This is a genomic window from Pseudomonas yamanorum (genome assembly GCF_900105735.1).
In the GTDB taxonomy this organism is placed as follows: domain Bacteria; phylum Pseudomonadota; class Gammaproteobacteria; order Pseudomonadales; family Pseudomonadaceae; genus Aquipseudomonas; species Aquipseudomonas yamanorum.
In genome coordinates, this window is record NZ_LT629793.1 from 3,528,763 (window position 1) to 3,555,733 (window position 26,971).

The following is a 26,971-nucleotide window of genomic DNA, read 5'->3' on the forward strand; positions in this document are numbered from 1 at the left end:
TTGATCGTGTTTGAGCCCCGGAAGATTCATCGTCCTGTCATCCCCGTGCCGCTAAACCGTCATTGCCCGAGCCCATCCTGAACTCCCCTTACTCGCATTGGGAGACTCGAAATGGCTCGGCAATACGAAGAAAGCAACAGCGCTGTCAAAACCCGCCGCCAACAGGAAGACCAGCGCCGCATGGCCTTCCGTCGCGCAATTGAAGACCGCTGCGATCAGCGCCAATTGCAACAGAGCATCAGTGACTATCCGGAACTCCACTGGCAGGCGCCCGCAGCTGCCCAGCGAAGCGCTCAGCCAGCGCGCTGATTTGCAGCCGCTCGCTGCGGATAAAGCCCAGGAAGGCATGGGCCACCGGTGACAGGCGTTTGGCCTTGGCCTGCACCAGGCACCAACTGCGGTACAGCGGCAGTTCTTCCACCGGCAGCTCCTTGAGCCCGCCGGTGGCCAGTTCCAGGTTGACCGCGTGGCGTGTCAGCAGCGCCACGCCCAACCCGGCGGTCACGCACTCGCGCTGCGCCTCGGCCGAAGACACTTCCACCGTCTGGGTGAAGTGCACGCGCTTCTCCTTGAAGTACTCCTCGCACGCCATCCGCGTCCCGGACCCCGGCTCGCGCAACAGCAGCGTGTAAGGCTCAAGGTCCTGCAGGCGCAACGGCCCTTGATGGCTCAGCGGATGGTCGTGGGGCGCCACCGCGACAATCGGGTTGTTCAGGAACGGCAGGAATTCCAGGCCCATGTCCTGGGGCACCATGGACATGATCACCAGGTCATCGCGGTTGTCCGACAGCCTGCGAATCACCTGGGCGCGGTTGACCACCGTCAGGTGCAGGTTGACCTCAGGGTGCTGGCGCTTGAAGGCGGCAAATAGGTGCGGCACGAAATACTTGGCGCTGGATTCCACCGCCAGTTTCAGCTGGCCTTGCAACGAGCCCTGCATGTCAGAGAGCTGCATGTCGAGGTTTTCCAGGCGCCCGAAGATGTCTCGGCTGGCCCGTTGCAGGGCTTCAGCTGCTTCAGTCATATAGAGCTTTTTGCCGACGTAATCGAATAACGGCTGGCCCAGCAGCTCTTCCAGCTGCTTGATTTGTAGGCTAACGGCCGGTTGCGTGAGGGACATTTCCTCGGCTGCGCGGCTGTAGGAACGCAAATCACAGACTTCATTGAAAATCTGCAACTGACGCAATGTCATACGCATCAATGACTTACGCATACTCAAGCACTCCCGCCGACCTCTGATGCCCTGACTATAAGTCTTTGCTTATACACAACCCAATTATTATTGATTTTTGTTAATCCCTACAGGGGCATAGTGTGTGTCTCGCGACTGGCTTGAAACATTTGGTCACGCGCCGACCCGGCTCCGGCGGGTCGAAGTAGGTAGCAATCGGCTCAAGGGAATTTCCAAGTGATAAAAAAGATCCTGATCGCCAACCGTGGTGAGATTGCCGTACGTATCGTGCGTGCCTGCGCCGAGATGGGCATCCGTTCGGTCGCGGTCTATTCCGACGCCGATCGCCATGCCCTGCATGTAAAGCGCGCAGATGAAGCCCACAGCATCGGTGCCGAGCCATTGGCCGGCTACCTGAACCCGCGCAAGCTGGTGAACCTGGCGGTGGAAACCGGTTGCGACGCGCTGCACCCCGGCTACGGCTTCCTCTCGGAAAATGCCGAGCTGGCGGATATTTGCGCCGAACGTGGGATCAAGTTCATCGGCCCGTCGGCCGAAGTGATTCGTCGCATGGGCGACAAGACCGAAGCCCGCCGCAGCATGATCAAGGCCGGTGTGCCGGTCACCCCTGGCACCGAAGGCAACGTTGCCGACATTGCTGAAGCCCTCACCGAAGGCGACCGTATCGGTTACCCGGTGATGCTCAAGGCCACCTCCGGTGGTGGCGGTCGCGGTATCCGTCGCTGCAACAGCCGCGAAGAACTTGAACAAGCCTTCCCTCGTGTGATTTCCGAAGCCACCAAGGCGTTCGGTTCGGCGGAGGTGTTCCTGGAAAAATGCATCGTCAATCCCAAGCACATCGAGGCGCAGGTCCTCGGTGACAGCTTCGGCAACGTGGTGCATTTGTTCGAGCGCGATTGCTCGATCCAGCGCCGCAACCAGAAGCTGATTGAAATCGCCCCGAGCCCCCAGCTGACCCCTGAACAGCGCGCCTACATCGGCGACCTGTCGGTGCGTGCCGCCAAAGCCGTGGGCTATGAGAACGCCGGCACCGTGGAGTTCCTGCTCGCCGAGGGCGAGGTGTACTTCATGGAGATGAACACCCGGGTGCAGGTGGAACACACCATCACCGAAGAAATCACCGGCATCGACATTGTGCGTGAGCAGATCCGCATTGCGTCGGGCCTGCCGCTGTCGGTCAAGCAGGAAGATATTCAGCACCGGGGTTTCGCGTTGCAGTTCCGCATCAACGCCGAAGACCCGAAGAATAACTTCCTGCCCAGCTTCGGCAAGATCACCCGTTATTACGCGCCCGGCGGTCCCGGTGTGCGTACCGACACGGCGATCTACACCGGCTACACCATCCCGCCGTTCTACGACTCCATGTGCCTGAAGCTGGTGGTGTGGGCGTTGACCTGGGAAGAAGCCATGGACCGTGGCCTGCGCGCCCTGGACGACATGCGCCTGCAAGGCGTGAAGACCACCGCCGCCTACTACCAGGAAATCCTGCGTAACCCGGAATTCCGCAGCGGCCAGTTCAACACCAGTTTTGTGGAAAGCCACCCTGAGCTGACCAACTACTCGATCAAGCGCAAACCCGAAGAGCTGGCCCTGGCCATCGCCGCCGCCATCGCCGCCCACGCAGGCCTGTGAGGAACATTCCAATGACTAAAAAAATCTTCGTAACCGACACCATCCTGCGCGACGCCCACCAATCGTTGCTGGCGACCCGCATGCGCACTGACGACATGCTGCCGATCTGCGACAAGCTCGACAAAGTCGGCTACTGGTCCCTGGAAGTCTGGGGCGGCGCGACCTTCGACGCCTGCGTGCGTTTTCTGAAAGAAGACCCGTGGGAGCGCCTGCGCAAACTGCGTGCGGCCTTGCCCAACACGCGCCTGCAAATGCTGCTGCGTGGCCAGAACCTGTTGGGCTATCGCCACTACAGCGACGACGTGGTCAAAGCCTTCGTCGCCAAGGCTGCCGTCAACGGTATCGACGTGTTCCGCATCTTCGACGCGATGAATGACGTGCGTAACCTGCGGGTGGCCATCGAAGCGGTAAAAGCGGCCGGCAAACATGCCCAGGGCACCATCGCCTACACCACCAGCCCGGTGCACACCATCGAGGCGTTCGTGGCCCAGGCCAAGCAAATGGAAGCCATGGGTTGCGACTCGGTGGCGATCAAGGACATGGCCGGCCTGCTGACGCCATACGCCACCGGCGAGCTGGTCAAGGCGCTGAAGGCCGAGCAAAGCCTGCCGATCTTCATTCACTCCCATGACACCGCCGGCCTGGCTTCAATGTGCCAACTCAAGGCTATCGAAAACGGCGCCGACCATATCGACACCGCGATCTCCAGCTTCGCCTGGGGCACCAGCCACCCGGGTACCGAGTCGATGGTCGCGGCCCTCAAAGGCAGCGAATTCGACACCGGCCTCAGCCTGGAACTGCTGCAGGAAATCGGCCTGTACTTCTACGCCGTGCGCAAGAAGTACCATCAGTTCGAAAGCGAATTCACCGCCGTCGACACCCGTGTGCAAGTCAACCAGGTACCGGGCGGGATGATTTCCAACCTGGCCAACCAGCTGAAAGAGCAGGGCGCGCTTAACCGCATGAGCGAAGTGCTGGCCGAAATCCCGCGCGTTCGTGAAGACCTCGGCTTCCCGCCGCTGGTTACCCCGACTTCGCAGATCGTCGGCACCCAGGCGTTCTTCAACGTGCTGGCCGGCGAGCGCTACAAGACCATCACCAACGAAGTGAAGCTGTACCTGCAAGGCGGCTACGGCAAGGCGCCGGGCACCGTGAATGAAAAACTGCGGCGCCAGGCGATCGGCAGCGAGGAAGTCATCGACGTGCGCCCGGCGGACCTGCTGAAACCGGAAATGACCAAGCTGCGCGGCGAAATCGGCGCGTTGGCCAAGTCCGAAGAAGACGTGCTGACCTACGCGATGTTCCCGGACATCGGGCGCAAGTTCCTCGAAGAGCGCGACGCCGGCACCTTGAGCCCTGAAGTGCTGTTGCCGATTCCTGAAGCCGGCGGCGTGGCCCGCGCCGGTGGTGAAGGCGTGCCGACCGAGTTCGTGATCGACGTGCACGGCGAAAGCTACCGCGTGGACATCACCGGTGTCGGCGTCAAGGCCGAAGGCAAGCGTCACTTCTATCTGTCCATCGACGGCATGCCCGAAGAAGTGGTGTTCGAACCGCTCAACGAATTCGTCAGCAGCGGCGGCAGCAAGCGCAAGCACGCTACCGCGCCGGGCCATGTCAGCACCGCAATGCCGGGCAATATCGTCGACGTGCTGGTCAAGGAAGGCGATGTGGTGAAAGCCGGCCAGGCCGTGTTGATCACTGAAGCGATGAAGATGGAGACCGAAGTACAGGCGTCTATCGCCGGCAAGGTCACCGCCGTTCACGTGGCCAAGGGCGACCGGGTCAACCCGGGTGAAATCCTGATTGAAATCGAAGGCTGATCAACAGCCTTCGAGACTACCGCTTAAACCTCGGGGGGGCATGTGCCCCCTTTTTTTTCGCCTGGAATTTGCCCTCAGGCCGCCACGGCTTCCTTGGGTTTGAACGCCACAGAAGCCCCGGTTGGGGTGTAGATCAGCTCGGGGGTGTAGGCCTTCAGGTTGCTGGTGACCGTGCCGAACTGGCCGTCTACCTGCTGGGCATCAACCACCCGTAGCTGGCGCCCCAGAAGCTGGTCATTCTCGGCCGTGACTTCGATGTTCAGCGTGGCGTTGTTCAAGAGGGCGCGGTTCTCGACTTTCAAAGTGCTGTGGGCTTCGTCCTTGCCGACCTTGAAGGCCAGTGTCGAATCTGGTTCAAGGCTCAAGGTGTCCTTGACCCTGGTCTGCGACTTCGTAGCCGGGTCGAGCAGCAGGGTGCCCGCGACATTCAGGCTGCCAATGGTGCCACCTGCGTAGGTGCCGCCCGGGCGTATGTGCATCTCCCCACCGATTCGGCTTTTGTTGATCAGGGTTGCGTCGGCGTAGACCTCACCCTTCTGGTTGGCGGGCACGGGGCCGGTCAAGGTCCAGGTGCCGCTGCCGACCCAGAGGTGTTGCATCTGGCTGGCACCGTCAAAGGTGCCACCCTTGGCGCTGTCCAGCAGCACCTGGTTGGTGCCGCTGCCTCCGTCGACTGCACCGTCGAAACCGCCGCTGCCGCGCACAATCAACAGGTCGTCGCCGCCGCCCATGTCCAGGGCAATGCCGTTGCTGCCTTTGATCAAGCCTGCGTTCACCACCTCGTCCGCCTGGTTGCCCGCAAGTTTTACCCCGGTACCCTTTTTGTTTTCGATAAGGCCCTGGTTTTCCAGCCAGACAGGATTCTGGCCGGCGCTTGAAAGGCCCTGGGTCGTGGCGGTAGGCGAGTTGGTGATTTCGATGCCTCGCAGTGAAGTGCGGGGACCGGTTTTGGCGTAGGGGGAAATCAGCTGGCTGACATTATCGATGTCCAGTCCTGCCCCATTGTTGAGGGTTACGGAGATGGAGGTGAAGTTTGCGCTGACGGGGGCGGCTGAAGGTGGGCGAGGTGCGACGGCCTCGGCGAGTGACCGAGTGCCGTAGGCCAGCAGGGAGCCTAGGGAAGGAAGGTACGGGATTGTCGACGACATAATGTTCCGGCCTCTTGGGTGAAAGAGACCGGAATGTAGCGAGCAACCCGGGTTGATGACTGTCAGGACATCGGGCCGATGCTTGCGGGATTCTTCCTCAATTCACCGAGGTTAGAACGCCATCCGCCAGTTGCCCATCAGTCCTTGTTGAAGGCTGTTGCCGCCGACCTCGGCGGTATAGGCCAGGCCCATGGTCTGTTGTGCCGAGAGTGCCAGGTCGAGCCCGGTGTGCAAGGTGAGGCTGTCACGGTCAAGGGAGGTGCCTTCGATGCTGAAGTCACTGTTGAAGCTTGGTCGTTTTATCAAGGCTGAGGATTGGCGCACGCTGCTGTCCACGTCGCCGTAGAGATGCTTCCAGCTAGTGCTCAGATGCGGTTTCAAGGTCATCCGGTTGTCCAGCTCAAACGCGCTGGTCATGCGCAGGCCGAAGGTACTGCTGAGGTTTTCCTGGGTCTGGGTGCCGACGTTCAGCGCTGTGAAGCCGCCTTTTTCCTGGTAGCTGTCACGGTGATAGCGCTGGTAGCCGACACCGGCAAAGGGTTCGACGCTGAAGCTGCCCTTGTCCAGTTGATAGCCCAGTTCGGCGAAAGCGTTCTGGCTTTGGGCGTTGTATTTGCCTTTGGCCTGCTCGCGATAATCGACGAAGTCAGAGTCCACGGAGCGTTTGGATTGGCCGGCATGGCCGCTGTAGATCGCACCCAGGCGCAGGGCCAGGGGCCCGTCCTGCCGCACCGCGTAACCACCAAGGTGCCAGCTGTCCAGATCACCCTTGAAGCGTTTGGCGCTCAGGTCGCTGGCAGACTTGGCGCCCATTACACCCACTCGCCATGCGTCATTCACTGCCCAGTCGCCACCTAGCATCAGGCCAGTGGTTCGGCGATCCAGACCCGCGCTACCGTGCTGCCCATCGAGCTTGCCAGTGTCGCCCAGAGCCTGGAGCCAGACGCGACCATTGCCTGCGCCATTGCTGACGTTGCGGTCGTCGCTCAGTTGGCGCATGGCTGAAAGCAGGCTGCTATTGAGCTGTTTCATGCTGTCTTGAGTGGCGGTGCCAAGGTTGGCGTTCTGGCTGCCTGCCAGTTGCTCAAGGACCGCACCCGCACGGCCTGGTGCCAGATTGTCGAGGTCCCGGGTGAAGCTTTCCAGTTGATATTCTTGCCATTCGTTGAGCTTTCCCGACTCGAGAAGGGTATCCACGGCCGAGTCCAAGACGCGAGCGACCTGCTGGCCGTTGCGGGTGGTCGCTTGGTCGGCGAAGTAGAAGTCGGGAGTGGGCTCGGGTGGCTTGGGATACGGGTGGCCCTGCTGGCCTACCGCCGGTTGTGGGGTGAGCCACTCGCTGTCTGGATCAATCTCCTCTTGCGCCTGGACGAATTGGGCGCTGTTGGCTCCCAGTGCGAAGATGATGGCGACAGCGAGCTGTTTCTGTAGGAGTGGCATGTAAACCGAACCTCTTGATGTATGAGGTCGGGAAATCTAGCGAGGTAAAGGGCGGATAAATGTCAGGCTATCCACCCTTGCCTTGCCAGAGATGTCTCTAGTGGGCTGCGATTAAAAACTCATCTGCCATTGCCCGATCAACCCGTGATTGCGGCTGTTACTGCCTATTTCGCCGCTGTAGCCCACACCCAGCGTGTGGCGTGCCGACAGGCCAACATCCAGCCCGGCCTCCAGCATCAAGCTGTCACGGTCCAGTGCGCTGCCTTCGACGTTGAACGCGGTACCGCCCATCAGGAAGGCCTGGCGAGTGCTGCTGTCGACATCGCCGTAGGTGTGTTTCCAGCCGGCGCTGACCCGTGGCGTGAGGCTGATGCCATTGTCGAGCTGGCTCAGGTGTGCCAGGCGCAGGCCGAACGTGCTGCTGAAATTGTCCTGGGTTTGCCCGTCGACATGCAGGGCCGCAGCACCGCCTTTTTCGTTGTAGCTGTCGCGGTGGTAGCGCTGGTAGCCGAGGTTGGCGAACGGCTCGGCGCTCAGACGCCCGCTGCCCAAGGCATAACCCAGTTCGGCGAAGGCTTGTTGGCTGTTGGCGTCGTAGTCACCTTTGGGGCGATCGTTGAAACCGTCGAAGGCCACGGTGCGTTTGCTGTCGCCCTGGTGCCCGCTGTAGGCGGCGCCCAGGCGCAAGGCCAACGGGCCGCTCTGGCGCATGGCGTAGATACCTGCGTGCCAGCTGTCGACGCTGCCATCGACGCCGGTGGTGTCCAGGTCGGTCTTCGAGTAACCGCCCAGTACGCCCACGCGCCACTCCGAATCGAGTGCCCAATCGGCCCCCAGCACACTGCCTTTGGTGCGCTGGGTCAAGCCGTTACTGCCGTGGTTGCCGTCGAGCTTGCCGTAGCTGCCGATGCCTTGCAGCCACAGGCGGCCTCGGGCATTCGGATCGTTGAGGTTACGAGCTTCGGCGGGTACGCCAGTGGCGGCCAGAACGGGGGTGTCTTTTTGATCAAGGCCCACCAGCAATCCTGCGCCGCCGCCCAGTTGATGCATGGCGCTCAGCATGCTGTTGCCGACCTGGGCGCTGGCGCCGAGGGTCGCGCTGGTCAGGTTGGCAGTGCTGCTGCCTGCCAGTTGCTCGATGGCGGCACCGGCGCTGCTGTTGGCGGTGTTGAGCAGGGCGTTATACAGCGGGTTATTGTTGCCCAGGGTTGCCAGGGCGTTGGCGGCGCTGGTGCCGTTGCCGGTGTTGGCGAACTGATTGAAGGCCACGTCGTTGCGGGTATAGGTCAGGCCAACCTGGGTAGGGCTGTAATCCAGGGTGGGGGTGAGGAAGGCATAGTCGCTGGTGACCTTGCCGAATGTGCCATTGATGCTGCCGGCCTGCAGCACCGTGTAATGGCTTTGCCACGGGTAGGTGCCGGTGCCGGGATTGACCGCCAGGGTCGCGCCATTCAGGTAGGCCGTGCTACCGACCTGGACTGGAGCGCTGCTGCCGTCGGCATTCACGCCATAGGCCAGGGTCGAGCCGCTGGTCATGGTCAGGTCGCGGATGATGCTGGCGGTGCCGAGTGCAGTGTTTGTCTGCAACGTGCCTTTGACCAACAGGCTGCCGACGCTGCCGCCACCGGCATAAATACCGCCTTCATCGACGGTCACGTTGCCGGCGATCCCGCCTTGGTTGATCAGCTTCGCGCCGCTGAAAATCTCGCCGCCATCGCTGAAGTCACCGCTGCCGGTGAGGGTCCAGGTGCCTTGCTTCACGTCCAGCCATTCAAAGTTGCGGCTGTCGCCGAAACTGCCGCCGGCGGCGTCGTCCATGATCACGCGGTCATATCCCGTGCCGCCATCCACCACGCCGACAAAACGGCTGCCGCCGAGCAGGGTCAGCTTGTCATCGCCGCCGCCCAAATCCAGGGCCAGGCCGTTGCTGCCGCTGATCAAGCCAGCGTTGACCACCGTGTCGGCAAACTCGCCGACGAACTTCACGCCGAAGCCATCCAGGCCCTGGATGGTGCCGTGGTTGATCAGGGTCGTGGCTGCCAGTCCCGAGCCGTCGCTGCCGTCGTCCACCAGCACCGCGTTATTGGCGCCGCTCACCAGCGCACCGACACCGTTGAACACATAGCCACCGCCAAGGGCGATGCCTTCGCTGCCGTTGGCAAAGCCGTTCTTGTCGACGCCACCGGCGCCTACGCCTTGGATGACTCCGTAGTTTTCGATGTGGGCGATCTTGTCGATGTCCACGCCGTCGCCGTCGCCATCCGGCTGCAGTCCGGAGAATGCGCCAGTGATGGTGCCGTGGTTGATCACCGTGCCGTCGCCGTCGGAGCCAAAGCCCGAGCCGTTACGGCCGATCACCGTGCCGTAGTTGGTCAGCGTGGCGCCCAGGTCGGTGGTGATGCCGTGGCGCCCGCCGGAGATGAGGCCGTAGTTGGTGACGGTCACGCCGGTGGCGGAGTCGATGTCGACGCCGTCGAATTTGTCATCGCGCGAGTGAGTGTCGCCGGTGGAAATCTCGCCGTAGTTGGTGATGCTGGCGTTGCCGCCGGTCTTCATGCCGTCGCTGGCGTCGCCGCGAATCAACCCGCCCTGGCGGTTGATGATAGTGGTGGTGACGTTGGGGCTGCGGATCGCATCCAGGTCCAGACCTTGGCCGGTGGCAGAGCGAATGGTGCCGCTGTTGTCGATCAACAGGCTGCCGCTGGCGAAATTGCTGTCGATGCGCAGCGCGTCGTTGGCACCCTGGATCACGCCGCCGGCGCGGTTGTAGATGCTGTAGTTGCGCGCGGCGGTGAGATCGCCGCTGCTGTCGATGGCCCGGCCACCCGTGGAGGTAATGCTGCCGGCGTTGTCGATCACCACGCCATTGCCGGTGGTGCCGTCCTTCAAGGTCACCGCGACTTTGGAGGTGGTGATACTGCCCGGTGCCGAGATCGTCAGCGAGTCACTGCCGCTCAGGGTTTGCCCGGTGGTGGTCGGCGTGTCGATCTGCAGCGTCTTGGTTGGCGTGGGCGCCGCATCGACAAAACCGCTGCTGACCAGCAGGCCGAGGGTGAGCGCAAGGCGCTGGGGCGAAGGGGGCATGGCGGGCGACCTTGTTTTTGGAAAAGAGTCGACCTGTATAGCGGAGGTTTTTTACAGAATGATGGCGGGGAGGTGACGGAAGAGTGCAAGTTATTGCAGTTTTTGCAGCTTTATCATGCAATAAACGCAATATATTGCAGCTTGCCGTGTTCAGTCCGTTTGAATTGAAGGTGGGAGCGTTGAAGCGTCGTAGAAGCTTGTAGGAAAAGGCGTTAAGTGCGGCTATTGTCCTCTTTGGCAGTGTGTATCGTTCGAGGGCTCACCTATAGTTCTGCGGTTGCCGATTCATCGGTAATCGACCTTAGCCGGTCGAGAGAAAAATGATGCACAAGCGCCCGTTCAGACGTGGCGCTTTTTGCTGCCCGATTTGTTTAGCCGCATTGGGTGGCCGTTTTCATTTAATAAAATGCGATATACCCATGCCTGACTACACTCCGCTCGATAGCAACATTAGTTGTGACCCTGTCTTGTTCCTCAACCCCGATGCCGACGCCCGCGGGCTACTCGAAACCGCCACCCAGCGCATCGAGGCTGCCCGCAATTTGCTCAATAGCGTGATCTGTCTGAGTACCGAGCGCGTGGAGGGCGCGGACCTGCAACACTTCGCCTCGGCGGCGCAGCTGTTGTTGCAGGATGGTTGTGACGCCTTGCAGGCGTTGGGGTGGAAAGAGGGCAGGGTTGGCTGAGCACAAGGCCCGGATACGCTGAAGATACAATGTGGGAGCCGGGCTTGCCCGCGATGACGGTGGGTCAGTTAATACATTTGTGACTGATACACCGCTTTCGCGAGCAAGCCCGCTCCCACATTTGTCAGGGGGCAGGGTGGCTTAGGTACGGCACTCCACCAGCGTTTTCAGTTGACCCGAACCCGCCTGGTTTTCATCCGAGAGCCAACGCTCGAACCCGGCCCCAATCGCCGGCCATTCTCCATCCAGGATCGAATACCACGCCGTATCCCGGTTCCGGCCCTTGACCACGGTGTGCTGGCGAAACACCCCTTCAAAACTGAATCCCAACCGCTCGGCCGCATTTTTGGAGCGGGCGTTGGCGTTGTTGCACTTCCATTCCAGGCGACGATTGCCCAGTTCAAACGAGTGCTTGGCCAGCAGGTACACCGCCTCGGTGCTTTTCGGTGAGCGCTGCATCGGTGCGCCGAAGGTCACGTGGCCGATTTCGATGCGGCCTTGCTCGGGCACGATGGACATCAGGCTGAGGATGCCTTGTACGTCGCCGCTGGCTTTGTCGATCACGCTGAAGAAGTACGGGTCGCTGTGGGACGCATGGTTGTTCAGCCAGGCGTCGAAGGCGGCGCGCTCGGGGAACGGGCCGTAAGGCAAATAATCCCATAACGTCGGATCCGCGCCGGGGCCTTGCAGGGCGTTGAACAGGTCATCGCCATGGCGGGCCGGGTCGAGTTTTTCCAGGCGGATGAAGCGCCCTTCGATAAGGGTGACGGTAGGCGCCGGGACGCCTTTCCAGTCGGCCAATGATGTCGTCATGCTGTGCTTCTCCTTAAAGACCTTTGCGAAACTGGATAAAGCCGGGGCGTTCGGCGATGCGTTCGTAAAGCTGGATGGCGGTGGCGTTGGTCTCGTGGGTCAACCAGTGGACCTTGCAGCAGCCGTCGGCCTTGGCGGTGGCGTAGACGAACTCGATCAGTTTGCGGCCGACGCCGGTGCCACGTTGGGCCGGGTCTACCAGCAAATCCTGCAGGTAGCAGGAGTCTTCGATGCTCCAGTTGGACCGATGGTAGATGAAGTTGACCATGCCTACGGCCTTGCCGTCCTGCCAGGCCAGGGCCGAATGGGTCGGCTCATGGGCGTCGATCAGGCGTTGCCAGGTGTTCTGGCTGACGGCGTCCGGCAACTCGGTGTTGTAGAAGCGCAGGTAGGCTTGCCACAGGGGCAGCCACGCGGCGTGGTCGGCGGCGCTGACCTGGCGGATTTCGATCTGGCTCATGTTGGCTCCTTGGGAATAAAGCGGGCGAGGGTCTGGTCGCGCACGTCGGTGCTGGCCGCCAGGCCCTCACGAACGCCGGCGATGTCCGCCGGGCTGCGGTTCTGGCTGAGTTTTCGTTTGCCTTCCAGGCGTTGGATCGGCAGGGCAAAGCCGACGATGGCCTTGAGCATGCCGTCGATGTAGTCGGCCGGGGCGTCGCTGACTTTCCAGGGTTGGGCGCGATTGACTTCATGGCGGTCGGTGAGGGCGCTGACCAGCTCCAGCAGGCGCTCGGCATCGGTGAACACTTCGCCGGTGCCATAGGCGTGTACCGCGATGTAATTCCAGGTCGGCACCACTTTGCCGTGTTCGGCCTTGGCCGGGTAGAACGATGGGCTGACGTAGGCCTCGGCACCGGCAAAAATCACCAGGGCCTCGCCGCCATTTTGCAGGTCCTGCCATTGGCGATTGGCCTTGGCCATGTGCCCGTAAAGGGTGCCGTTGGGCCCTTCATCAGGGTTGAGCAGCAGCGGCAAATGGCTGGCTTGCAGGCCTTGTTCACCAAAGGTCACCAGTTGCGCCAAGCGCGTGTGCTGGATCAGTTGCTGGATTTCAGGCAAGTCATCGAGGGCAAAGGCGCGTGGTGTGTACATGAAGATTTTCCTTGGCGAATGCCTGCATCCTAGGCAGGCTATTGGTTCGTTGTAAGAGCCATCTACAGTCAATTTCATAGGTCCAATTCCATGCCTGCGTTAGAACCACCGCTCTCGTTCAACCCGGCGGGTATCGAGTTGGACCGTCGCCAGGGCCTCACGCGCCAGCTCTATCAGGCGCTGCGCCAGCGGGTATTGGATGGCCGGCTGGTCAGTGGCACCCGGCTCCCCGCCAGCCGCGACCTGGCGGCGGCACTGTCGATCTCACGCAACAGCGTGGTCCGCGCTTACGACCAGCTGTATGCCGAAGGATTTATTGAGGGCCGCGTGGGTGATGGCACCTATGTGGCGCAATTGCCGCAGACGCCGACGCCCGCAAAAAAACTATCCACAAAAGTGTCCACAGGGTTATCAACAGGCTTATCCCCAGGGTTATCCACAAATCGGGCGGATTTACCTGGGGTTTCGTCCAGTCAAGTTATCCACAGCGGTGCGTTGGCGCGGGTGGAAAACAATCATTTGGCACTTCCACCCAGCGGTCCGCCGAGGGCTTTCAGGGTGGGCGTACCGGCTTTTGATCTGTTCCCCTTCGACGTGTGGGCCAAGCTGAATGCGGCTTTCTGGCGCAAGCCGGACTTGCAGCAACTGTGTTATGGCGACCCAGCCGGCGACGAGCGCCTGCGTGGATTGATTGCTGCCTATTTGCGCAGTTCTCGCGGCATGCAGTGCAGTGCTGAGCAAATAGTGATCACCAGTGGCGCGCAGCAGGCAATCAGCCTTTGTGCACAGTTGCTGGTGGAGCCCGGCGATGCGGTTGCCATCGAAAACCCTGGGTATCGGGCGGCGGGCCATGCGTTCGCGGTGGCGGGGGGCCAATTGCATGGCGTGACGGTGGACAGCGAGGGCATCGACTGCGCTGCCTTGAACGGCCTCGGCAGTTGCCGTCTGGCCTACGTCACCCCGTCGCATCAATACCCAACGGGTGTGGTGATGAGCCTGGCCCGGCGCCTGGAACTGCTGGCCTGGGCCGAGCGTACGGGCGGCTGGATCGTCGAGGACGACTACGACGGTGAGTACCGCTACAGCGGCGCGCCCTTGGCGCCATTGGCAGCCCTCGATCGTACGGGGCGGGTGCTGTATGTCGGGACCTTCGGCAAGGTGGCCTTTCCGGCGCTACGCCTGGGTTACCTGGTGTTGCCGGTCGGCCTGGTCCAGGCCTTTGCCCGGCGCCGCGCGGTGGACGTGCGCCACTCGGAAGTCAGCACTCAAGCGGTGATGGCGGAGTTCATGGCGACCGGGCATTTCCAACGCCATGTGCGCCGCATGCGCCGAGCCGCGCAAAGCCGGCTCAATGCGCTGGTGGCCGAATGGCCCGCCGGTATCGATGGCGTTGGCCGCCTACCGTCAGTGGCGGCCGGGCTGCACTTGACCGTGCGGGTCGACAGCCTGGCGCGGGAAAAGGCGCTGATCGCCCAGGCCGCGGCGGTGGGTGTGGAGATCAATGGCCTGAGCAACTATTGGCTGCCGGACTCACTCACGCCGCAGGATCAGCGTGCCGGATTGGTGTTGGGGTTTGCTGCCGTGCCCGAGGCGCAGATCAGTCAGGCGTTGAAGCGCTTGGGCCAGGTTTGGCACGCGCCGGTTACGCGCTGAGGCGCAACCGGCGGTAACCGATCAGGTGCCTGACTTGATCTTGGTCCAGGCGCGGGTCCTGGCCCGTTCGGCGTCACGTCCCAGGGGCTTGAGGGTATACAGCGTGGCCATGGCCGCCTCGGTCGGGTACAGGTTGGGGTTGTTGCGAATCGCCGGATCCACCAACCCGGTGGCGTCCTTGTTGGGGTTGGGGTAGCCGACAAAATCGCTGATCGGCGCAATTACGCCGGGTTGCAGCAGATAGTTGATAAAGGCGTAGGCGTCTTCCGGGTCCTTGGCGCCTTTGGGGATGGCGAGCATGTCGAACCAGATCGGCGCGCCTTCTTTCGGCAGTCGCATGTCCACGGTCACGCCGTTCTTGGCTTCCTTGGCGCGGTTGGCGGCCTGGGAGAAGCTGCCGGAATAGCCGACCGCCACGCAGATGTCACCGTTGGCAATGTCGGCCATGTACTTGGACGAGTGGAAATAGGTGATGTACGGGCGAATCTTCATCAGCAGCGCTTCGGCTTTGACATAGTCCGCCGGGTTGCTGCTGTTGGGGTCCAGGCCCAGGTGCTGCAGGGCCAGCGGCAGAATTTCCGAAGGCGAATCCAGCAGCGCCACGCCGCATTGCTTGAGCTTGCTGATGTTTTCGACGTTGAAGATCAAGTCCCAGCTGTCCACGGGCGCGTTGGCCCCCAGCGCGGCCTTGACCTTGTCCGGGTTGAAACCGATCAGGATGGTGCCGTACATGTAGGGCACGGCGAATTTATTGCCGGGGTCGTTGGCCTCGATCAGCTTCATCAACTTGGGATCGAGGTGGTTCCAGTTGGGCAGTTTGCTTCGGTCCAGCGGCTGGAACACCGAGGCTTCGATCTGCTTGGCCAGGAACACGTTGGACGGCACCACCACGTCATAGCCGGAGTTGCCGGTCAGCAGCTTGGCCTCCAGGGCCTCGTTGGTGTCGAAGATGTCGTAGACCAGCTTGACGCTGGGGTTCTGCGCCTTGAAATCTTCCAGGGCCTTGGGGGTGATGTAGTCGAACCAGTTGTAGACCCGCAGGGTTCTTTCTTCGGCGTGCGCGGCCCCGCTCAGCACGGCAGCGCAGAGGACGAGATGCTTGAGCATGTTCATTGGGCGAATCCCTCAAAACCTTCGAGAACGTTGACGGCATTGATGCCGATTTCTTCCACGGCGTAGCCGCCTTCCATCACAAACAGCGTCGGTTTGCCGAGGCGGGCGATTCGCGCACCCATCGCCAGGTAGTCGGGGCTGTCGAGCTTGAACTGGGAGATCGGGTCGTCCTTGAAGGTGTCCACGCCCAGCGAGACCACGATGATGTCGGCGCCATAGCGTTCAATCTCCTCACACGCCTGCTCCAGGGCGGCACTCCAGCGGTCCCAGCCAGAACCTGCAGGCAGCGGGTAATTGAAGTTGAAACCTTCACCGGCGCCTTCGCCCAACTCGTCGGCGTAGCCCAGGAAGAACGGAAACTCGGCTTCCGGATGGCCATGAATCGAGGTGAACAGCACATCGCTGCGCTCGTAGAAAATCGACTGGGTACCGTTGCCGTGGTGGTAGTCCACGTCGAGGATGGCGACCTTCCCGTGGCCCTGGTCGAGAAACGCCTGGGCTGCGATCGCCGCGTTGTTCAGGTAGCAATAGCCGCCCATCAAGTCGCTGGCGGCATGGTGCCCGGGCGGACGGCACAAGGCGAAGGCACTGCGGGCGCCTTGCTGGATCGCCTGTTGCGCCGTCAGCGCGACTTGCGCTGCGCTGTAGGCCGCTTGCCAGGTACCGGCGGTGATCGGCGCGCCGCCGTCGAAGCTGTAATAGCCGAGCTGGCCGTGCAGGCTGGTGGGGATGACCCGGCGCAAGGTGCGTGCGGGCCAGGTGTAGGGCAGCAAGTCCCCGTCTTGGCCAAATGCCGTCCAGCGTTGCCAGGCGTCTTTGAAGAAGTCCAGGTATGCCGGGCTGTGAATACGTTGCAGCGGCGCCAGGCCAAAATCCTCCGGGGCTTGCACCGGTCCCAGTTCGCGATCCCTGACGCGTTGCAGCACGTGGTCGGCGCGCGAGGGCATTTCGAAACACGGCATCAGTTGCCCGTCCATCAACTCGCACCGGCCATGGTGCAGGTGGTGATCGTCCGAGTAGATCGTCAGCATATTGTTGTTCTCCGCAGGCTGAATCGGTGAGGTCCAGTCTTGCGGCGGGCGCGGTTTATGAGAATGGCAGGAGCGGCCAAAAGGAGATCTATATGGCCAAATTATCTGTCCGCAATTCGCCCCTCAATAGCGCAGCCATGCCCTTGAATGGATCAAGGCCGGAACTGGCTGGGCGCGACCCCGCTCCAGCGTACAAATGCATGGCGGAAACTGGCGGTCTCGCTGAAACCCAACTGCTCGGCAATCCGATGGATCGGCAGCGCATCTTCCCCCAGCAACTGCTTGGCCCGCTCGAAGCGTAGCTCGTCGAGCAGTTCCTGGTAGCTGCACCCCAGGTTCTGCAAATGCCGGCGCAGGGTGCGAGCTGAACAGTTCATCTGCAGCGCCAGCCCATCAAGGCCCGGGGCCGCGTGCAACTGCGACCCCAGCAATTGGCGAATCCGCCCCAGCCAGGCCTGGCGCCCGGTGAATTCGGTGTTCTGCTTGCGGCAGCGCTCGGCCATGGCCTGGTGCGTTACCGCATCGGCCAGGGGCAATGGCTGGTCTAGCCAGCGGCGGTCGAAGGCAAACGCATTGGCCGTGGCTTCAAATTGCAGCGGGCAATCGAAGTGTTCGGCGTAGTGGGCCCGATAGGCCGGGGCGTCGTGTTCAAAGCGCGCGCCGAGCAAGGGCAGGGGCTGACCCAGCAAGTCGTCGCAGATGACTTTCAACGAGACCAGGCACAGTTCGACGTTGAACATCGCCAGCGCCGGGTCTTCTCGATAATCGCTGGCGGTGAACCAGATGCGCTCCTCTTCTTGCACCAGGCTCAGCTCAAAGAGTGTTCCCAACAGTGCGGGATAACACAGGGCCAGGCGCAAAGCGTCACCGAAGGTGGCACTGGTGAGCAGGGCATAGCCAAGCATGCCGTAGGACGAAACATGCATGCGCTGGCCCAGTTCCAGGCCGATATCCTGCTGCAACGCCACGGCATTGGCACACACCCGCATCTCCTGGTGGGTGGTAATACGCGCATCGGCGCGGCCCAGGTCGGCCGCGCAGATACCGCTGCCGGCCAGCAACGCTTCGCTGGGCATGCCCTGGGCCTTGAAGGTGCCGAGTACCAGGGAGACGGCGTTGAGGGTGGTGAGGTGTGAATGCAACATGGGCAATTCCCGCCGGAGACTGCCCTGGACCGAGCAAGTTACATGCCGCGCCGCGTCATCAGCCGATCGCGAAGAATACCCGCGTGGCCTGGTCGAGGCTGAATTCGCTGCGGTAAAACGCGGCCAGTTGGTGCTCGCTCAAGCCTTCAGTCGTATCGGCAGCAGAGCCGCGGCGGAATTCGTCCGGGGTTTTCAGGCGTGCCGAGATAAACGCCTTGGCCGGTGTCCAGGCGGCCGAATAGTGAAAGTGCGCATACCAGAGGATCTTGCGGGTGGAGCGCTCGGTGATGGTGTACTCGTCCAGGTAGTCCGGGCTGGGTGCCTTGAGGCGGCGACGGTTGATGGTTTTCTTGATGGTGATTTCGTTGCGGTTTTTCAGCCATTCCACGCCGTCGAGGGTGGGTGGGCGTTGTTTGGTCAGTTGCAGCCGATGCTGGGCAGCCTTTTGGTAAAGCGCTTCGGCTGCCTGGCTGAGCTGTTTGCCCAGGGCGGCGGCGGAAGTGGTATCACTTTCCGTGGCGTTGATCAGGGTCAAGGCGTGCTCGATGTCTCGATCCGCTTGTTCCAGGTGCATGGCGTGCTGGTGAAGCATCTGCTCGATGCCTTCGATGGTGCGGGCAGGCTTGCTCATCTGCACGGCGGCCCGCTGGTTGAAGGTGGGCAAGCCATCGATCAATGCCTGCCCATCGCGCAGGCTGGTTGCCAGGTCGGGCGCGGGAGGCGGCGTGGCCGGTGCCTCGATATGCCGGAACCACAGGCCCGGGAGTTTCTCGTGGAAGGTCGCCATTACGGTGTCGGTCAGCGGTGACTTGATGTCGACCAAGTGGGTCTCCAGGCCAAGTTCTGTCAGGCGTGGCTCGCCTACCAGCACGCCGTCGAAGCGGGTCTTGATGAATTTCTTGCGCGGGCGCGGCGGCGTCGGCGGCGGGGTTGGCCGATTCCTGAGCATGTCGCGTTCGGCATGCAGCAAGGTCAGGTTGCTCAACGCTCGCTGGGAAAATTCACTCAATTGCTGGCGCAACTGCTGGATCGGCGTGTCCTGGGCGGAATCGGGAAACTCTCCGGGGAAGTCTTCCAGGCGTTCATCCACGTGCTTGAACTGATCAATCAGGCTGCTCAGGGTTTCGATGCGCTCATCGAGCCGCGACTCGCTGCGTTCGCTCAGGGTGTCGCTCAAGGTTCGCACTGCGATGGCCGCCTTGTCGATAATCTGGTCGATCGCCGTCCAGGCCTGTGGGTCGGTGCCGAGGGTGGTTTTGGACACGCAGAGGTTGCGCGCCAGCATCACTTGCAGGGCCTTGAGGTGATCGCTGGTGTAGGACGGCAGCAGGCGCCTGGTCTCCTGGATCAGTTGCAGGCCCTCTCTGGCCAGTCCCTTGAGTTGGTCGAAGCGGGAGGTGGTGTAGTCGATGCGAGTGATCATGTCCTGGATCAGCTCGCTCATTTGCCGCGCGTCTTCGATATGCCGTTCCCCGGGCGCTTCAATCTGGCGTTCGACCTGGTCGAGCACGGTCTTGAGCTTGGGGCTGAACCGGGTCTGGACTTCACTGATGCCGGCCTGGTTGAGATCGAGCTGAGCCTTGAGATAGCCCAGTGCCCGAGGCTGGTAGTCGGGCATGTTGGTGAAGATGCTCAAGGTTTGCAGATTTTGCAGTGCGGCGTCGTACGCGCTGCGCTGGGTGTCGAGTTTCTCCAGGTAAGTCTGGCGCCGGGCGTCGGCGGAGGTGCCCGGGGCGTTGTTCATGGCTTGGCGCGCGAGCTCCAGTTGGCGCTGGGCTGCATGCTTGCCGCTTTCAAACAGTGCCAGTTTCGCGCGAACCTCGGCGGCTTTGACGGTGGCCTGGTCCTGGGCTTTCTTGGTCATGATTTTCGGCCCGCCGCCGCGCAGGTGCAGGCGCGTGTCGATGAACCATTCTCCCTTGAGGTTATGAATCAGCAGCGGGCCGGTGTGGGCGGGTTGGCTCGGGTCGACAATCAGCACGTTGGCGTTTTCGTCCAGCTGCACTTCGAACCAGCGCTCTCCCACAGGCGCATACCATTTCGTACCCAACGGGTAGAGATGCTGATGGGCGTCGACCTGGGCGCTGGCCTGTCCGAGCCCTTCGGGCTTGCTGACCTTGAAGCGATCCAGCAGGTGTGCCAGGCCGCTGGGAGTGCGGGTGACGGCGCCAAGTACATGCAGCGACTGTGGATGGCCGGCCGGCAGTTCGGTGGTCGCGATGTTCGGCTGTTGCTGGATCACGCTGGTCTTGGGTTTGGCCGGGGCGAGGGGAGCCTTTTCCGCCTGATAACCCGGCAGGCGACGGCTGGCGGGGTGGCTGCGGCCGGTGGCGTGCAGGGTGATAGCCATGCCCAGGTTCAGCAGCAGTTCGGTGAAGGCCTGCCATTGGTCTTCGGATTTGCCACGTTGTTGTGCGTCGGCCAAGGCTTGTACCTGGTCCATGAGTTGCCAGATCCACGCCGCTGTACCTGCAGTGCGGCCCAGGAACGGCAGTGCAGCATTGAGCAGCAACCAGCCGGCCCGTTTAAATGTCGCCCAGCGGGCTTCGGTGTTGGACACCGATTGGCGGTCGGCCAGCTCCACCAGGTTCTTGGCGTTGGCGCGGAACAAGCTCTCGAACAGATCCCCAGGCAGTACTTGGGTACCCAAGGCCATGGGGCCGGACATCGCCCAGAGCTTGGTCGGCTCCACCAGAAACCGCAGCACCGCCCACGGCGAAGGCAATGCGCCTGGGAACACGTAGTTGACGTAGTCGCTGCGCACGCTTTCCGGCAGCCAGGCCAGCACTGAATCGCGCAGGTTGCGGTCCTGGGTCAGGGTGTACAGCAAGTTGGCGGGCGACGGGTATTGACTCAAGGGTTGGTCGAACAGTGGCCGATACAACAGGCAAGGGCCCGCGCTCGGGTCTTGAGGGCCGATGACGAACATGTTGGCCACCTCATCCACTGTGTTTCCGGCCCGGCGTTGCGGGGCAAATGCCAACGGGCGCAAAACAATCTTCTGACCCTGTACTTGGCGCTTGGCAACATCTGTCTCCATCAGCGCCGCGACGTACCGGTAGCCGAGTTCGTCGATACCCGCTTCCTGGTGGATCTTGCATTGCAGCGCCAGCAACGGCAGCTGCACCTGCAGGTGCTGGCGGTACAGCTGCTGGCGGCGGGCTGACTCCAGTGAGTCATCCAGCAGCTTGGCCTTGACCAGTGCCGGGTAGCGGTTGCCGATATCGGCCTGGCTGATCAAGCGTTCGACGTAGGCCACCGTCAGCCACGCGGGAGCCTTTGTTGCGTTGTGCAAACGCAAGGTCTTGTTGCCCAGCGGCAGGGCGATCAGGTTTTGCAGCGCCAGGTCCGCCAGCCGGAACGTGGTTGTCTCGACCTGTCCGGGTACGGTGAAGAGGCCCCATACCACCTGGCTGTCTACGCGCATTTCAAGGTCGTTGAGGTTCAGTTGAGCCGCATCGGGATGGTCGGCGGTCATGCGCGCTTTCAGTTGAGTGAGGGCGTAGTCGCGCAAGGGCGGGATGTCATCCTGGTAGGACTTGCCCTGGTTCTGGCTGTGCAGCGCCGCGAGGTCCTTCAAGTGCCGGGCGTACAGGTTCAGGTCACTGGTCAGGGCATTGGCCAGCCAGTTGGGCAGCCGGGCTTGATACCAGTCGAGGTCGGGGTCCTGGCGGGCAACCAGCGACTGCACGGCCGGCGGTGCGCCGAGCGGTTCGGGGTTGGCATCGACCTGGCGCAGGGTGGGGAAATCAATGGCCGCAATGGCCTCGATCTGAATGCCGATCAGCGCGCAGGCCAGCTGGTCGAAGAAGTTGCCGTCGGGGCGGTACAGTCGCCATTGCAATTGTGTACGTACCATCAAGGTGCCCAAGGCGTTGCCCAGGTTCTCCAGGGTGGCAAACTTCTGATAACCATGCACCAGCGAATGGCTGAGGATCCGCGAGCTCGATTGATGGGTACCGATCAGCACGGCCATGGGCATCAGGTTGAGCGCGGTCAGGGTGTTGCCTTCCACCTGGCAGATATCGATCAGGTAGGCCTTGCTGGCATAGGTGTCGGTAGCCTGACGGTTGCTTTGGTCGGGGGCGTTGAACAGTCCCCGGGCCATGGCACAGTCATCACTGTCCCAGCCCTCGACCGTGTCGACATTCCACACCGCCTGCAGGCTGCTGGACAGCGTGCGCCACTGGGGTTGGCCTTCGATCATGCGGTTCCAGTAATTGAGCTGTTGCTCCTGGAAGGCACAGAGCATGACGGGCGCCAGCACATTGAGCATCTGGGCGATCTCGCCGATGCGCACCGGCAAGTGCAGCGGTGGGTCGCTGAGCGGCTGCTGGGTCAAGAAATGCACACCCTCGATGTAAAGGGTCGGGAGGCCCGATACAGCCTGGTGCGCAAGGATATCGGTGAGGGTCTGGTAGCGGGGTTCGAGTGGCTGAACCTGGTCACCGACAACCCCCCAGGCGGGTGTGCAGACCAGGACGATATCCGGGTCCAGTGCCAAGGCGGGATATAACGTGTGCAGTGAATAGCGCAACTGCACCGAAGCGGTCTCGCGAAACGAGGGGCCCAGGCACAGTTGGGTGAGCAGGCTTTCAGGCGTTGGACGGAGCGGGGTGGGTGTGGTCATGGCGGGCATCCCTGGCGTATGAAAACGACCCGAGGCGATGCCTCGGGGGGTTCATGCTAGGGAGCGGCCTGGCAGATCAGGGGGTGGATATATAGGGCGACCAGCCTCAGGCGAGTTCGCCGCACAGGTCCAGTTCCACCAGGCGGCGAACCTCGGCCACCGGCAGGCCGGCACCGAGCAGTGCGTTGAGCTTGCCGAACGCGGCCTCGCGGGTCATCCCGCCACCTGACAACACGCCCACGCCACGCAAGCGGCTACCGGCTTCGTACACATCCAGCTCCACACCGCCTTCATGGCATTGGGTGATTGCCACTACCACCACGCCGTTATCCTGCGCGCGCTGGAGGCTGGCGAGGAACTGCGGGTTGTCGCTCGGCCCGGTGCCGCTGCCGAAGCATTCCAGCAGCAGCGCCTGGATGCCGCTGTCGATCAACCCGTCCAATTGCGCGGCGGCGATGCCCGGCACCAGTGGCAGCACGCCCACATTGATCAGCGCCTTGGGCTGGCGGTAATGCAGCGCCGTCGGAATCATATCCGCCTTGGCGACGCCGCCGTTACGCTGCAATGCGGCAAACGGGTGGCGACCAAAACTGCGGATTTTCGCGCAACGGGTCGGGGCCATCAGTGCGCCGTGGAAGTACAGTTGCACGCCCGGCGCCAGGCCTTCGCCCAAGGCTGCCAGCGCACCGCTGACGTTTTCCCAGGCATCGCTGTCGGGCACACCGGCCGGCAGCATCGAGCCGGTAAGCAGCACCGGTGCGGGCAGGCCCAGCAGTTGGAAACTCATGGCGGCCGCGCTGTAGGCCAGGGTGTCGGTGCCGTGCAGCACCAGTACGGCGTCGCAACCCTCGTCCACCGCCTCAACCACGGCGGCGCGCAGGCGCTGCCAGTAGGCGGGGGTCATGTTGGCGCTGTCGATCAGCGGGGACATTTCCCGGAAGCGCCAGGCTGGCATATTCAGTTGGGCGAGGGCTTCGCTCATTCGCGCTTCAAAACCCGAAGCGGGGGCCAGGCCGTTTGCGCTGGCCTGCATGCCGATGGTGCCGCCGGTGTAGAGCACCATGACGTTGTTGGCTGGTTGCATTGAAGAATCTCCTGAACGAAAAACGCCGCCGGGCCCAGAGCATGCCCAAGGCCGGGCGGCGTGTCATCTATCTAGGTTTAGCGTTGCGTTTGAGCGTTCAGTTCTGCCGTCGCTTGAGCGGCTGGCTCGGGCTTCACCGGATTCGCCGGCCACGCCTTGCGGTCCAGGTCCAGGTCCGGGAACTTGCTGGAATCAAACACCGGAGTCTTGATGCCCGCAGCACGCTGACCGTCGTAGTCATTCAGGATGCGCATGGCGATCTTGAACAGGAACGCCAGGGCGAACAGGTTGACGAACGCCAGCATGGTCATGGTGATGTCGGCGAAGGCGAACACGGTGCTCAGGTTCTCGATGGAACCCCAGAAAATCAGCACCAGCACCAGCGCGCGGTAGCCCATCAGGACCTTGCGGTTGTCACCCACGATGAAGCGCAGGTTGCTCTCGCCGAGGTAGTAGTTGTACATGATCGAGGTGAACACGAACAACGCCAGGGCCACCGAGATGAACATCCGGCCCCAGTCACCAACGACTGCCGCCAGGGAGTTCTGGGTCAGGGCAATGCCGTCGCCTTCAAAGCCCGGGGTGTAGAAACCGGAGAGCAGGATCAGCAGCGCGGTGCAGGTGCAGATCACGAAGGTGTCGAGGAATACGCTGAACGCCTGAACCACGCCCTGGGCGATCGGGTGTTCAACCGAGGCCACTGCCGCCACGTTAGGCGCACTGCCCAGGCCGGCTTCGTTGGCGAACACGCCGCGTTTCACACCCATGATGATCGCGCTGCCCACCAGGCCACCGAAGGCCTGGTCGAGGCCGAAGGCGCTCTTGACGATGGTCGCGAGCATGGCCGGCACGTGGTCGAATTGCAGCACGATCACGTACAGCGTCACCGCGATGTAGACCAGGGTCTTGACCGGCACCAGCAGGTCGGCGATCGAGGCGATACGCTTGATCCCGCCGATGAACACCAGGCCCAGCAGCACGGCCAGGGCCAGGCCGGTGTAGGTGGTGTCGAGGCCAAATGCATTGTTCAGCGAGTGGGTTACAGCGTGGGCTTGCAGGCCGTTGAAGGCGAAGCCGAAAGTCACCAGCAGCAGGAACGCCATCACCATGCCCAACCAGCGTTTGTGCAGGCCGTGCTGGATGTAATACGCCGGGCCACCACGGTAGGTGCCTTCAGCGTCGGTGCGTTTGTAGAGCTGGCCGAGGGAGCACTCGATAAAGCTCGAAGACATGCCCACCAGTGCGGTGACCCACATCCAGAATACGGCGCCCGGGCCACCCAGGGTCACGGCAATGCCGACGCCTGCGATGTTGCCGGCACCCACGCGCCCGGCGAGGCTGAGCATCAGCGCCTGGAACGAGCTGAGCTGGCCGGCGCTGCTTTTCAGGCTGTCGCGAAACACCGAAAACATGTGGAAAAAGTGACGCAACTGAACGAAACGCGAGCGGATCGTGAAGTAACCACCGAGCCCGACAATGAGCACGATCAATACTTTCCCTGAGAGGAAGTCGTTGATGACTTCTAGCATGGAGTGTTCCTCGCTGATTTTTCTAATGGCAAACGCAGGACGGTCCGACGCATCGCTCGGCACCAGGCAGTGCACGACGCTTCGCCCCAATCCTTTTGCGGGTGTTGTTATTCATGCGGTTTCGCGCTTCCAGGGTCTCGTTACCGACGACCGCTGACGCGAAGAGGGGCGGCACTATACCTAGGAGTGTGTGATCCGTCTGCACGAGGCGATTAAAGGTTTCAGCCACGGCGTTACGGGCAAGGCGGTTTTGTGGGGCGATCTTGGCGTTTTTATTGGCATCATTTCGCAACCTTGAGGCAAAAAAAAGGGCCTGAAGAACGAGCCTTCAGGCCCTCAAAAGGTGAGAGGTGTCTAGTCCCTCAACCTGGTGAGCGGTGCAACAAACGCTTAGGCCTTCAACGGGACCAAACGTGGAGCGATCATGTTTTCGGGGCGCAGGATGTCGTCGAGCATGGCGTCGTCGAGCAAGCCTTCTTCGCGCACCAGTTCCAGCACGCCGCGGCCGCTTTCAAGAGCGATACGGGCGATGCGGGTGGCGTTTTCATAGCCGATGTACGGGTTCAGCGCGGTGACCAGGCCGATGGAGTGCTCCACCAGTTCGCGGCAGCGGGCTTCGTTGGCGGTGATGCCGACGATGCAGTGCTCGCGCAGCATGTCCATGGCGCGTTGCAGCAGGCGAATCGAGTCGAAGATCTTGTAGGCGATCAGCGGCTCCATCACGTTCAGTTGCAGCTGGCCGCCTTCGGCCGCGATGGTCAGTGCCAAGTCGTTACCGATGATCTGGAACGCTACCTGGTTCACGGCTTCCGGGATGACCGGGTTGACCTTGCCGGGCATGATCGAGCTGCCTGGCTGGCGCGCCGGCAGGTTGATTTCGTTGATGCCGGTACGTGGGCCGCTGGACAGCAGGCGCAAGTCGTTGCAGATCTTCGACAGCTTCACCGCGGTACGCTTGAGCATGCCGGAGAACAGCACGAAGGCGCCCATGTCGGAGGTGGCTTCGATCAGGTCGGCAGCCGGTACCAGCGGCTGGCCGCTGATGGTCGCCAGGCGCTGGACGGCCAGGGCCTGGTAACGCGGGTCGGCGTTGATGCCGGTGCCGATGGCGGTGCCGCCCAGGTTCACTTCAGTCAGCAGCTCAGGCGCCAGGGTCTTCAGGCGAGCCAGGTCTTCACCGAGGGTGGTGGCGAAGGCGCGGAATTCCTGGCCGAGGGTCATCGGCACGGCGTCTTGCAGCTGGGTACGGCCCATCTTCAGGACGTGGCTGAACTCTTCACCCTTGGCGGCGAATGCCTGGATCAGGCTGTCGAGGCTGGCCAACAGTGCGTCGTGGCCCAGCAGCAGACCCAGGCGGATCGCGGTCGGGTAGGCGTCGTTGGTGGACTGCGCCATGTTCACGTCGTTGTTCGGGTGCAGGTATTGGTATTCGCCCTTGCTGTGGCCCATGGCCTCCAGCGCGATGTTGGCGATGACTTCGTTGGCATTCATGTTGGTTGAAGTGCCAGCGCCGCCTTGAATCATGTCCACCACGAACTCTTCGTGGAAATCGCCGCGGATCAGACGGGCACAGGCTTCGCTGATGGCAGCGTGCTTGGCTTCGCTGAGCTGGCCCAACTCGCGGTTGGCGTCAGCAGCTGCCTGCTTGACCATTGCCAAGCCGACCACCAATTTCGGGTAATGCGAAATCGGAACGCCCGAGAGGCGGAAGTTATTCACCGCTCGCAGGGTCTGGATGCCGTAATACGCTTGAGCGGGTACTTCGAGTACGCCAAGTAGGTCTTTTTCTGTGCGGAAAGATGCAGCGGAGGACATGACGGAAATCATCTCGATATGGACCCGGGCTAGGCCGGAACGCTGTGAATGCTAGGCTTGCAGG

The 26,971-nt window shown here is 62.1% G+C and carries 19 protein-coding genes; 5 read left to right on the top strand and 14 right to left on the bottom strand.

Annotated elements, in window-relative coordinates; translation table 11 throughout:
• The first annotated feature begins 111 nt into the window (after positions 1-111).
• Entirely contained in the window at positions 112-309 is a 198-nt protein-coding gene (locus BLU46_RS33230) for a PA3496 family putative envelope integrity protein (protein ID WP_081253237.1), read from the top strand.
• Here the strand turns inward: BLU46_RS33230 and BLU46_RS16580 are convergent.
• Positions 239-1,213 carry a LysR family transcriptional regulator gene (locus BLU46_RS16580; protein WP_093203536.1) on the bottom strand — a complete coding sequence of 325 codons (975 nt, stop codon included), beginning with the start codon at positions 1,211-1,213 and terminating at the stop codon, positions 239-241. The two genes, BLU46_RS33230 and BLU46_RS16580, sit on opposite strands and share 71 nt — an antisense overlap.
• Positions 1,214-1,408: 195 nt before the next feature.
• On the opposite strand from BLU46_RS16580, the gene BLU46_RS16585 reads away from it, so the two are divergent.
• Together BLU46_RS16585 and oadA are read left to right on the top strand one after the other, a co-directional pair.
• On the top strand, positions 1,409-2,824 hold the full coding sequence (locus tag BLU46_RS16585; protein WP_093203540.1) for an acetyl-CoA carboxylase biotin carboxylase subunit: 1,416 nt from the start codon (positions 1,409-1,411) through the stop codon (positions 2,822-2,824).
• Between the two features lie 11 nt (positions 2,825-2,835).
• Positions 2,836-4,644 (top strand): sodium-extruding oxaloacetate decarboxylase subunit alpha, encoded by a 1,809-nt coding sequence (oadA, locus tag BLU46_RS16590; RefSeq protein ID WP_063033792.1) that lies wholly within the window; start codon positions 2,836-2,838, stop codon positions 4,642-4,644.
• A gap of 74 nt (positions 4,645-4,718) precedes the next feature.
• On the opposite strand, the gene BLU46_RS16595 is transcribed toward oadA, so the two are convergent.
• The 3 genes from BLU46_RS16595 to BLU46_RS16605 form a co-directional block, all read right to left on the bottom strand.
• The gene (locus BLU46_RS16595; protein ID WP_093203545.1) at positions 4,719-5,792 is read right to left on the bottom strand and encodes a hypothetical protein; all 1,074 of its coding nucleotides are present in this window, start codon (positions 5,790-5,792) and stop codon (positions 4,719-4,721) included.
• A gap of 111 nt (positions 5,793-5,903) precedes the next feature.
• A complete protein-coding gene (locus BLU46_RS16600) occupies positions 5,904-7,232 on the bottom strand; it encodes an autotransporter outer membrane beta-barrel domain-containing protein (RefSeq protein ID WP_093203549.1) in 1,329 nt (442 codons plus the stop codon).
• 111 nt (positions 7,233-7,343) lie between these two features.
• A complete protein-coding gene (locus tag BLU46_RS16605; protein WP_093203553.1) occupies positions 7,344-10,316 on the bottom strand; it encodes an autotransporter outer membrane beta-barrel domain-containing protein in 2,973 nt (990 codons plus the stop codon).
• A gap of 419 nt (positions 10,317-10,735) precedes the next feature.
• Between BLU46_RS16605 and BLU46_RS16610 the strand changes: the two genes are divergently transcribed.
• Positions 10,736-11,002, top strand: a complete 267-nt coding sequence (locus BLU46_RS16610; protein WP_093203557.1) for a hypothetical protein — start codon at positions 10,736-10,738, stop codon at positions 11,000-11,002.
• Positions 11,003-11,143: 141 nt separating this feature from the next.
• On the opposite strand, the gene BLU46_RS16615 is transcribed toward BLU46_RS16610, so the two are convergent.
• Genes BLU46_RS16615 through BLU46_RS16625 form a run of 3 tightly spaced genes read right to left on the bottom strand, consistent with a single transcriptional unit; the run spans position 11,144 to position 12,907 of the window.
• On the bottom strand, positions 11,144-11,815 hold the full coding sequence (locus tag BLU46_RS16615) for a GNAT family N-acetyltransferase (protein ID WP_093203561.1): 672 nt from the start codon (positions 11,813-11,815) through the stop codon (positions 11,144-11,146).
• Positions 11,816-11,828: 13 nt separating this feature from the next.
• Positions 11,829-12,275 (bottom strand): GNAT family N-acetyltransferase, encoded by a 447-nt coding sequence (locus BLU46_RS16620; RefSeq protein ID WP_063033798.1) that lies wholly within the window; start codon positions 12,273-12,275, stop codon positions 11,829-11,831.
• Positions 12,272-12,907, bottom strand: coding sequence for an FMN-binding negative transcriptional regulator (locus BLU46_RS16625; RefSeq protein WP_063033799.1), 636 nt, complete (start codon positions 12,905-12,907; stop codon positions 12,272-12,274). Before BLU46_RS16625 ends, BLU46_RS16620 begins: the two co-directional genes overlap by 4 nt.
• Positions 12,908-12,997: 90 nt before the next feature.
• On the opposite strand from BLU46_RS16625, the gene pdxR reads away from it, so the two are divergent.
• Positions 12,998-14,560: a MocR-like pyridoxine biosynthesis transcription factor PdxR gene (gene pdxR, locus BLU46_RS16630; RefSeq protein WP_093203565.1), complete on the top strand. Its 1,563-nt coding sequence runs from the start codon at positions 12,998-13,000 to the stop codon at positions 14,558-14,560.
• 21 nt (positions 14,561-14,581) lie between these two features.
• Here pdxR and BLU46_RS16635 read toward each other — a convergent pair whose 3' ends face one another.
• The 7 genes from BLU46_RS16635 to aspA form a co-directional block, all read right to left on the bottom strand.
• Positions 14,582-15,673 (bottom strand): polyamine ABC transporter substrate-binding protein, encoded by a 1,092-nt coding sequence (locus tag BLU46_RS16635; RefSeq protein WP_093203570.1) that lies wholly within the window; start codon positions 15,671-15,673, stop codon positions 14,582-14,584.
• Positions 15,670-16,704: a histone deacetylase family protein gene (locus tag BLU46_RS16640; RefSeq protein WP_093203575.1), complete on the bottom strand. Its 1,035-nt coding sequence runs from the start codon at positions 16,702-16,704 to the stop codon at positions 15,670-15,672. The genes BLU46_RS16635 and BLU46_RS16640 overlap by 4 nt, the downstream gene beginning before the upstream one ends.
• Before the next feature lie 152 nt (positions 16,705-16,856).
• Positions 16,857-17,849, bottom strand: coding sequence for an AraC family transcriptional regulator (locus BLU46_RS16645; protein ID WP_093203579.1), 993 nt, complete (start codon positions 17,847-17,849; stop codon positions 16,857-16,859).
• 58 nt (positions 17,850-17,907) lie between these two features.
• Positions 17,908-22,479 carry a coiled-coil domain-containing protein gene (locus tag BLU46_RS16650; protein WP_231988821.1) on the bottom strand — a complete coding sequence of 1,524 codons (4,572 nt, stop codon included), beginning with the start codon at positions 22,477-22,479 and terminating at the stop codon, positions 17,908-17,910.
• Positions 22,480-22,585: 106 nt separating this feature from the next.
• Positions 22,586-23,563 (bottom strand): asparaginase, encoded by a 978-nt coding sequence (locus BLU46_RS16655; RefSeq protein ID WP_093203588.1) that lies wholly within the window; start codon positions 23,561-23,563, stop codon positions 22,586-22,588.
• A 77-nt stretch (positions 23,564-23,640) separates the two neighbouring features.
• Positions 23,641-25,092, bottom strand: coding sequence for an alanine/glycine:cation symporter family protein (locus BLU46_RS16660; RefSeq protein ID WP_063033806.1), 1,452 nt, complete (start codon positions 25,090-25,092; stop codon positions 23,641-23,643).
• Between the two features lie 390 nt (positions 25,093-25,482).
• Complete coding sequence (gene aspA, locus BLU46_RS16665) at positions 25,483-26,907, bottom strand: aspartate ammonia-lyase (RefSeq protein ID WP_003213415.1); 1,425 nt, start codon at positions 26,905-26,907, stop codon at positions 25,483-25,485.
• Positions 26,908-26,971: the final 64 nt, after the last annotated feature.

Excerpts from the sequence above, each read along its gene's own strand:
- BLU46_RS33230 (WP_081253237.1), top strand. The coding sequence starts at position 112 with ATGGCTCGGCAATACGAAGAAAGCAACAGCGCTGTCAAAACCCGCCGC.
- BLU46_RS16580 (WP_093203536.1), bottom strand. The coding sequence starts at position 1,213 with ATGCGTAAGTCATTGATGCGTATGACATTGCGTCAGTTGCAGATTTTC.
- oadA (WP_063033792.1), top strand. The coding sequence starts at position 2,836 with ATGACTAAAAAAATCTTCGTAACCGACACCATCCTGCGCGACGCCCAC.
- BLU46_RS16595 (WP_093203545.1), bottom strand. The coding sequence starts at position 5,792 with ATGTCGTCGACAATCCCGTACCTTCCTTCCCTAGGCTCCCTGCTGGCC.
- BLU46_RS16600 (WP_093203549.1), bottom strand. The coding sequence starts at position 7,232 with ATGCCACTCCTACAGAAACAGCTCGCTGTCGCCATCATCTTCGCACTG.
- BLU46_RS16605 (WP_093203553.1), bottom strand. The coding sequence starts at position 10,316 with ATGCCCCCTTCGCCCCAGCGCCTTGCGCTCACCCTCGGCCTGCTGGTC.
- BLU46_RS16610 (WP_093203557.1), top strand. The coding sequence starts at position 10,736 with ATGCCTGACTACACTCCGCTCGATAGCAACATTAGTTGTGACCCTGTC.
- BLU46_RS16615 (WP_093203561.1), bottom strand. The coding sequence starts at position 11,815 with ATGACGACATCATTGGCCGACTGGAAAGGCGTCCCGGCGCCTACCGTC.
- BLU46_RS16620 (WP_063033798.1), bottom strand. The coding sequence starts at position 12,275 with ATGAGCCAGATCGAAATCCGCCAGGTCAGCGCCGCCGACCACGCCGCG.
- BLU46_RS16625 (WP_063033799.1), bottom strand. The coding sequence starts at position 12,907 with ATGTACACACCACGCGCCTTTGCCCTCGATGACTTGCCTGAAATCCAG.
- pdxR (WP_093203565.1), top strand. The coding sequence starts at position 12,998 with ATGCCTGCGTTAGAACCACCGCTCTCGTTCAACCCGGCGGGTATCGAG.
- BLU46_RS16635 (WP_093203570.1), bottom strand. The coding sequence starts at position 15,673 with ATGAACATGCTCAAGCATCTCGTCCTCTGCGCTGCCGTGCTGAGCGGG.
- BLU46_RS16640 (WP_093203575.1), bottom strand. The coding sequence starts at position 16,704 with ATGCTGACGATCTACTCGGACGATCACCACCTGCACCATGGCCGGTGC.
- BLU46_RS16645 (WP_093203579.1), bottom strand. The coding sequence starts at position 17,849 with ATGTTGCATTCACACCTCACCACCCTCAACGCCGTCTCCCTGGTACTC.
- BLU46_RS16650 (WP_231988821.1), bottom strand. The coding sequence starts at position 22,479 with ATGACCACACCCACCCCGCTCCGTCCAACGCCTGAAAGCCTGCTCACC.
- BLU46_RS16655 (WP_093203588.1), bottom strand. The coding sequence starts at position 23,563 with ATGCAACCAGCCAACAACGTCATGGTGCTCTACACCGGCGGCACCATC.
- BLU46_RS16660 (WP_063033806.1), bottom strand. The coding sequence starts at position 25,092 with ATGCTAGAAGTCATCAACGACTTCCTCTCAGGGAAAGTATTGATCGTG.
- aspA (WP_003213415.1), bottom strand. The coding sequence starts at position 26,907 with ATGTCCTCCGCTGCATCTTTCCGCACAGAAAAAGACCTACTTGGCGTA.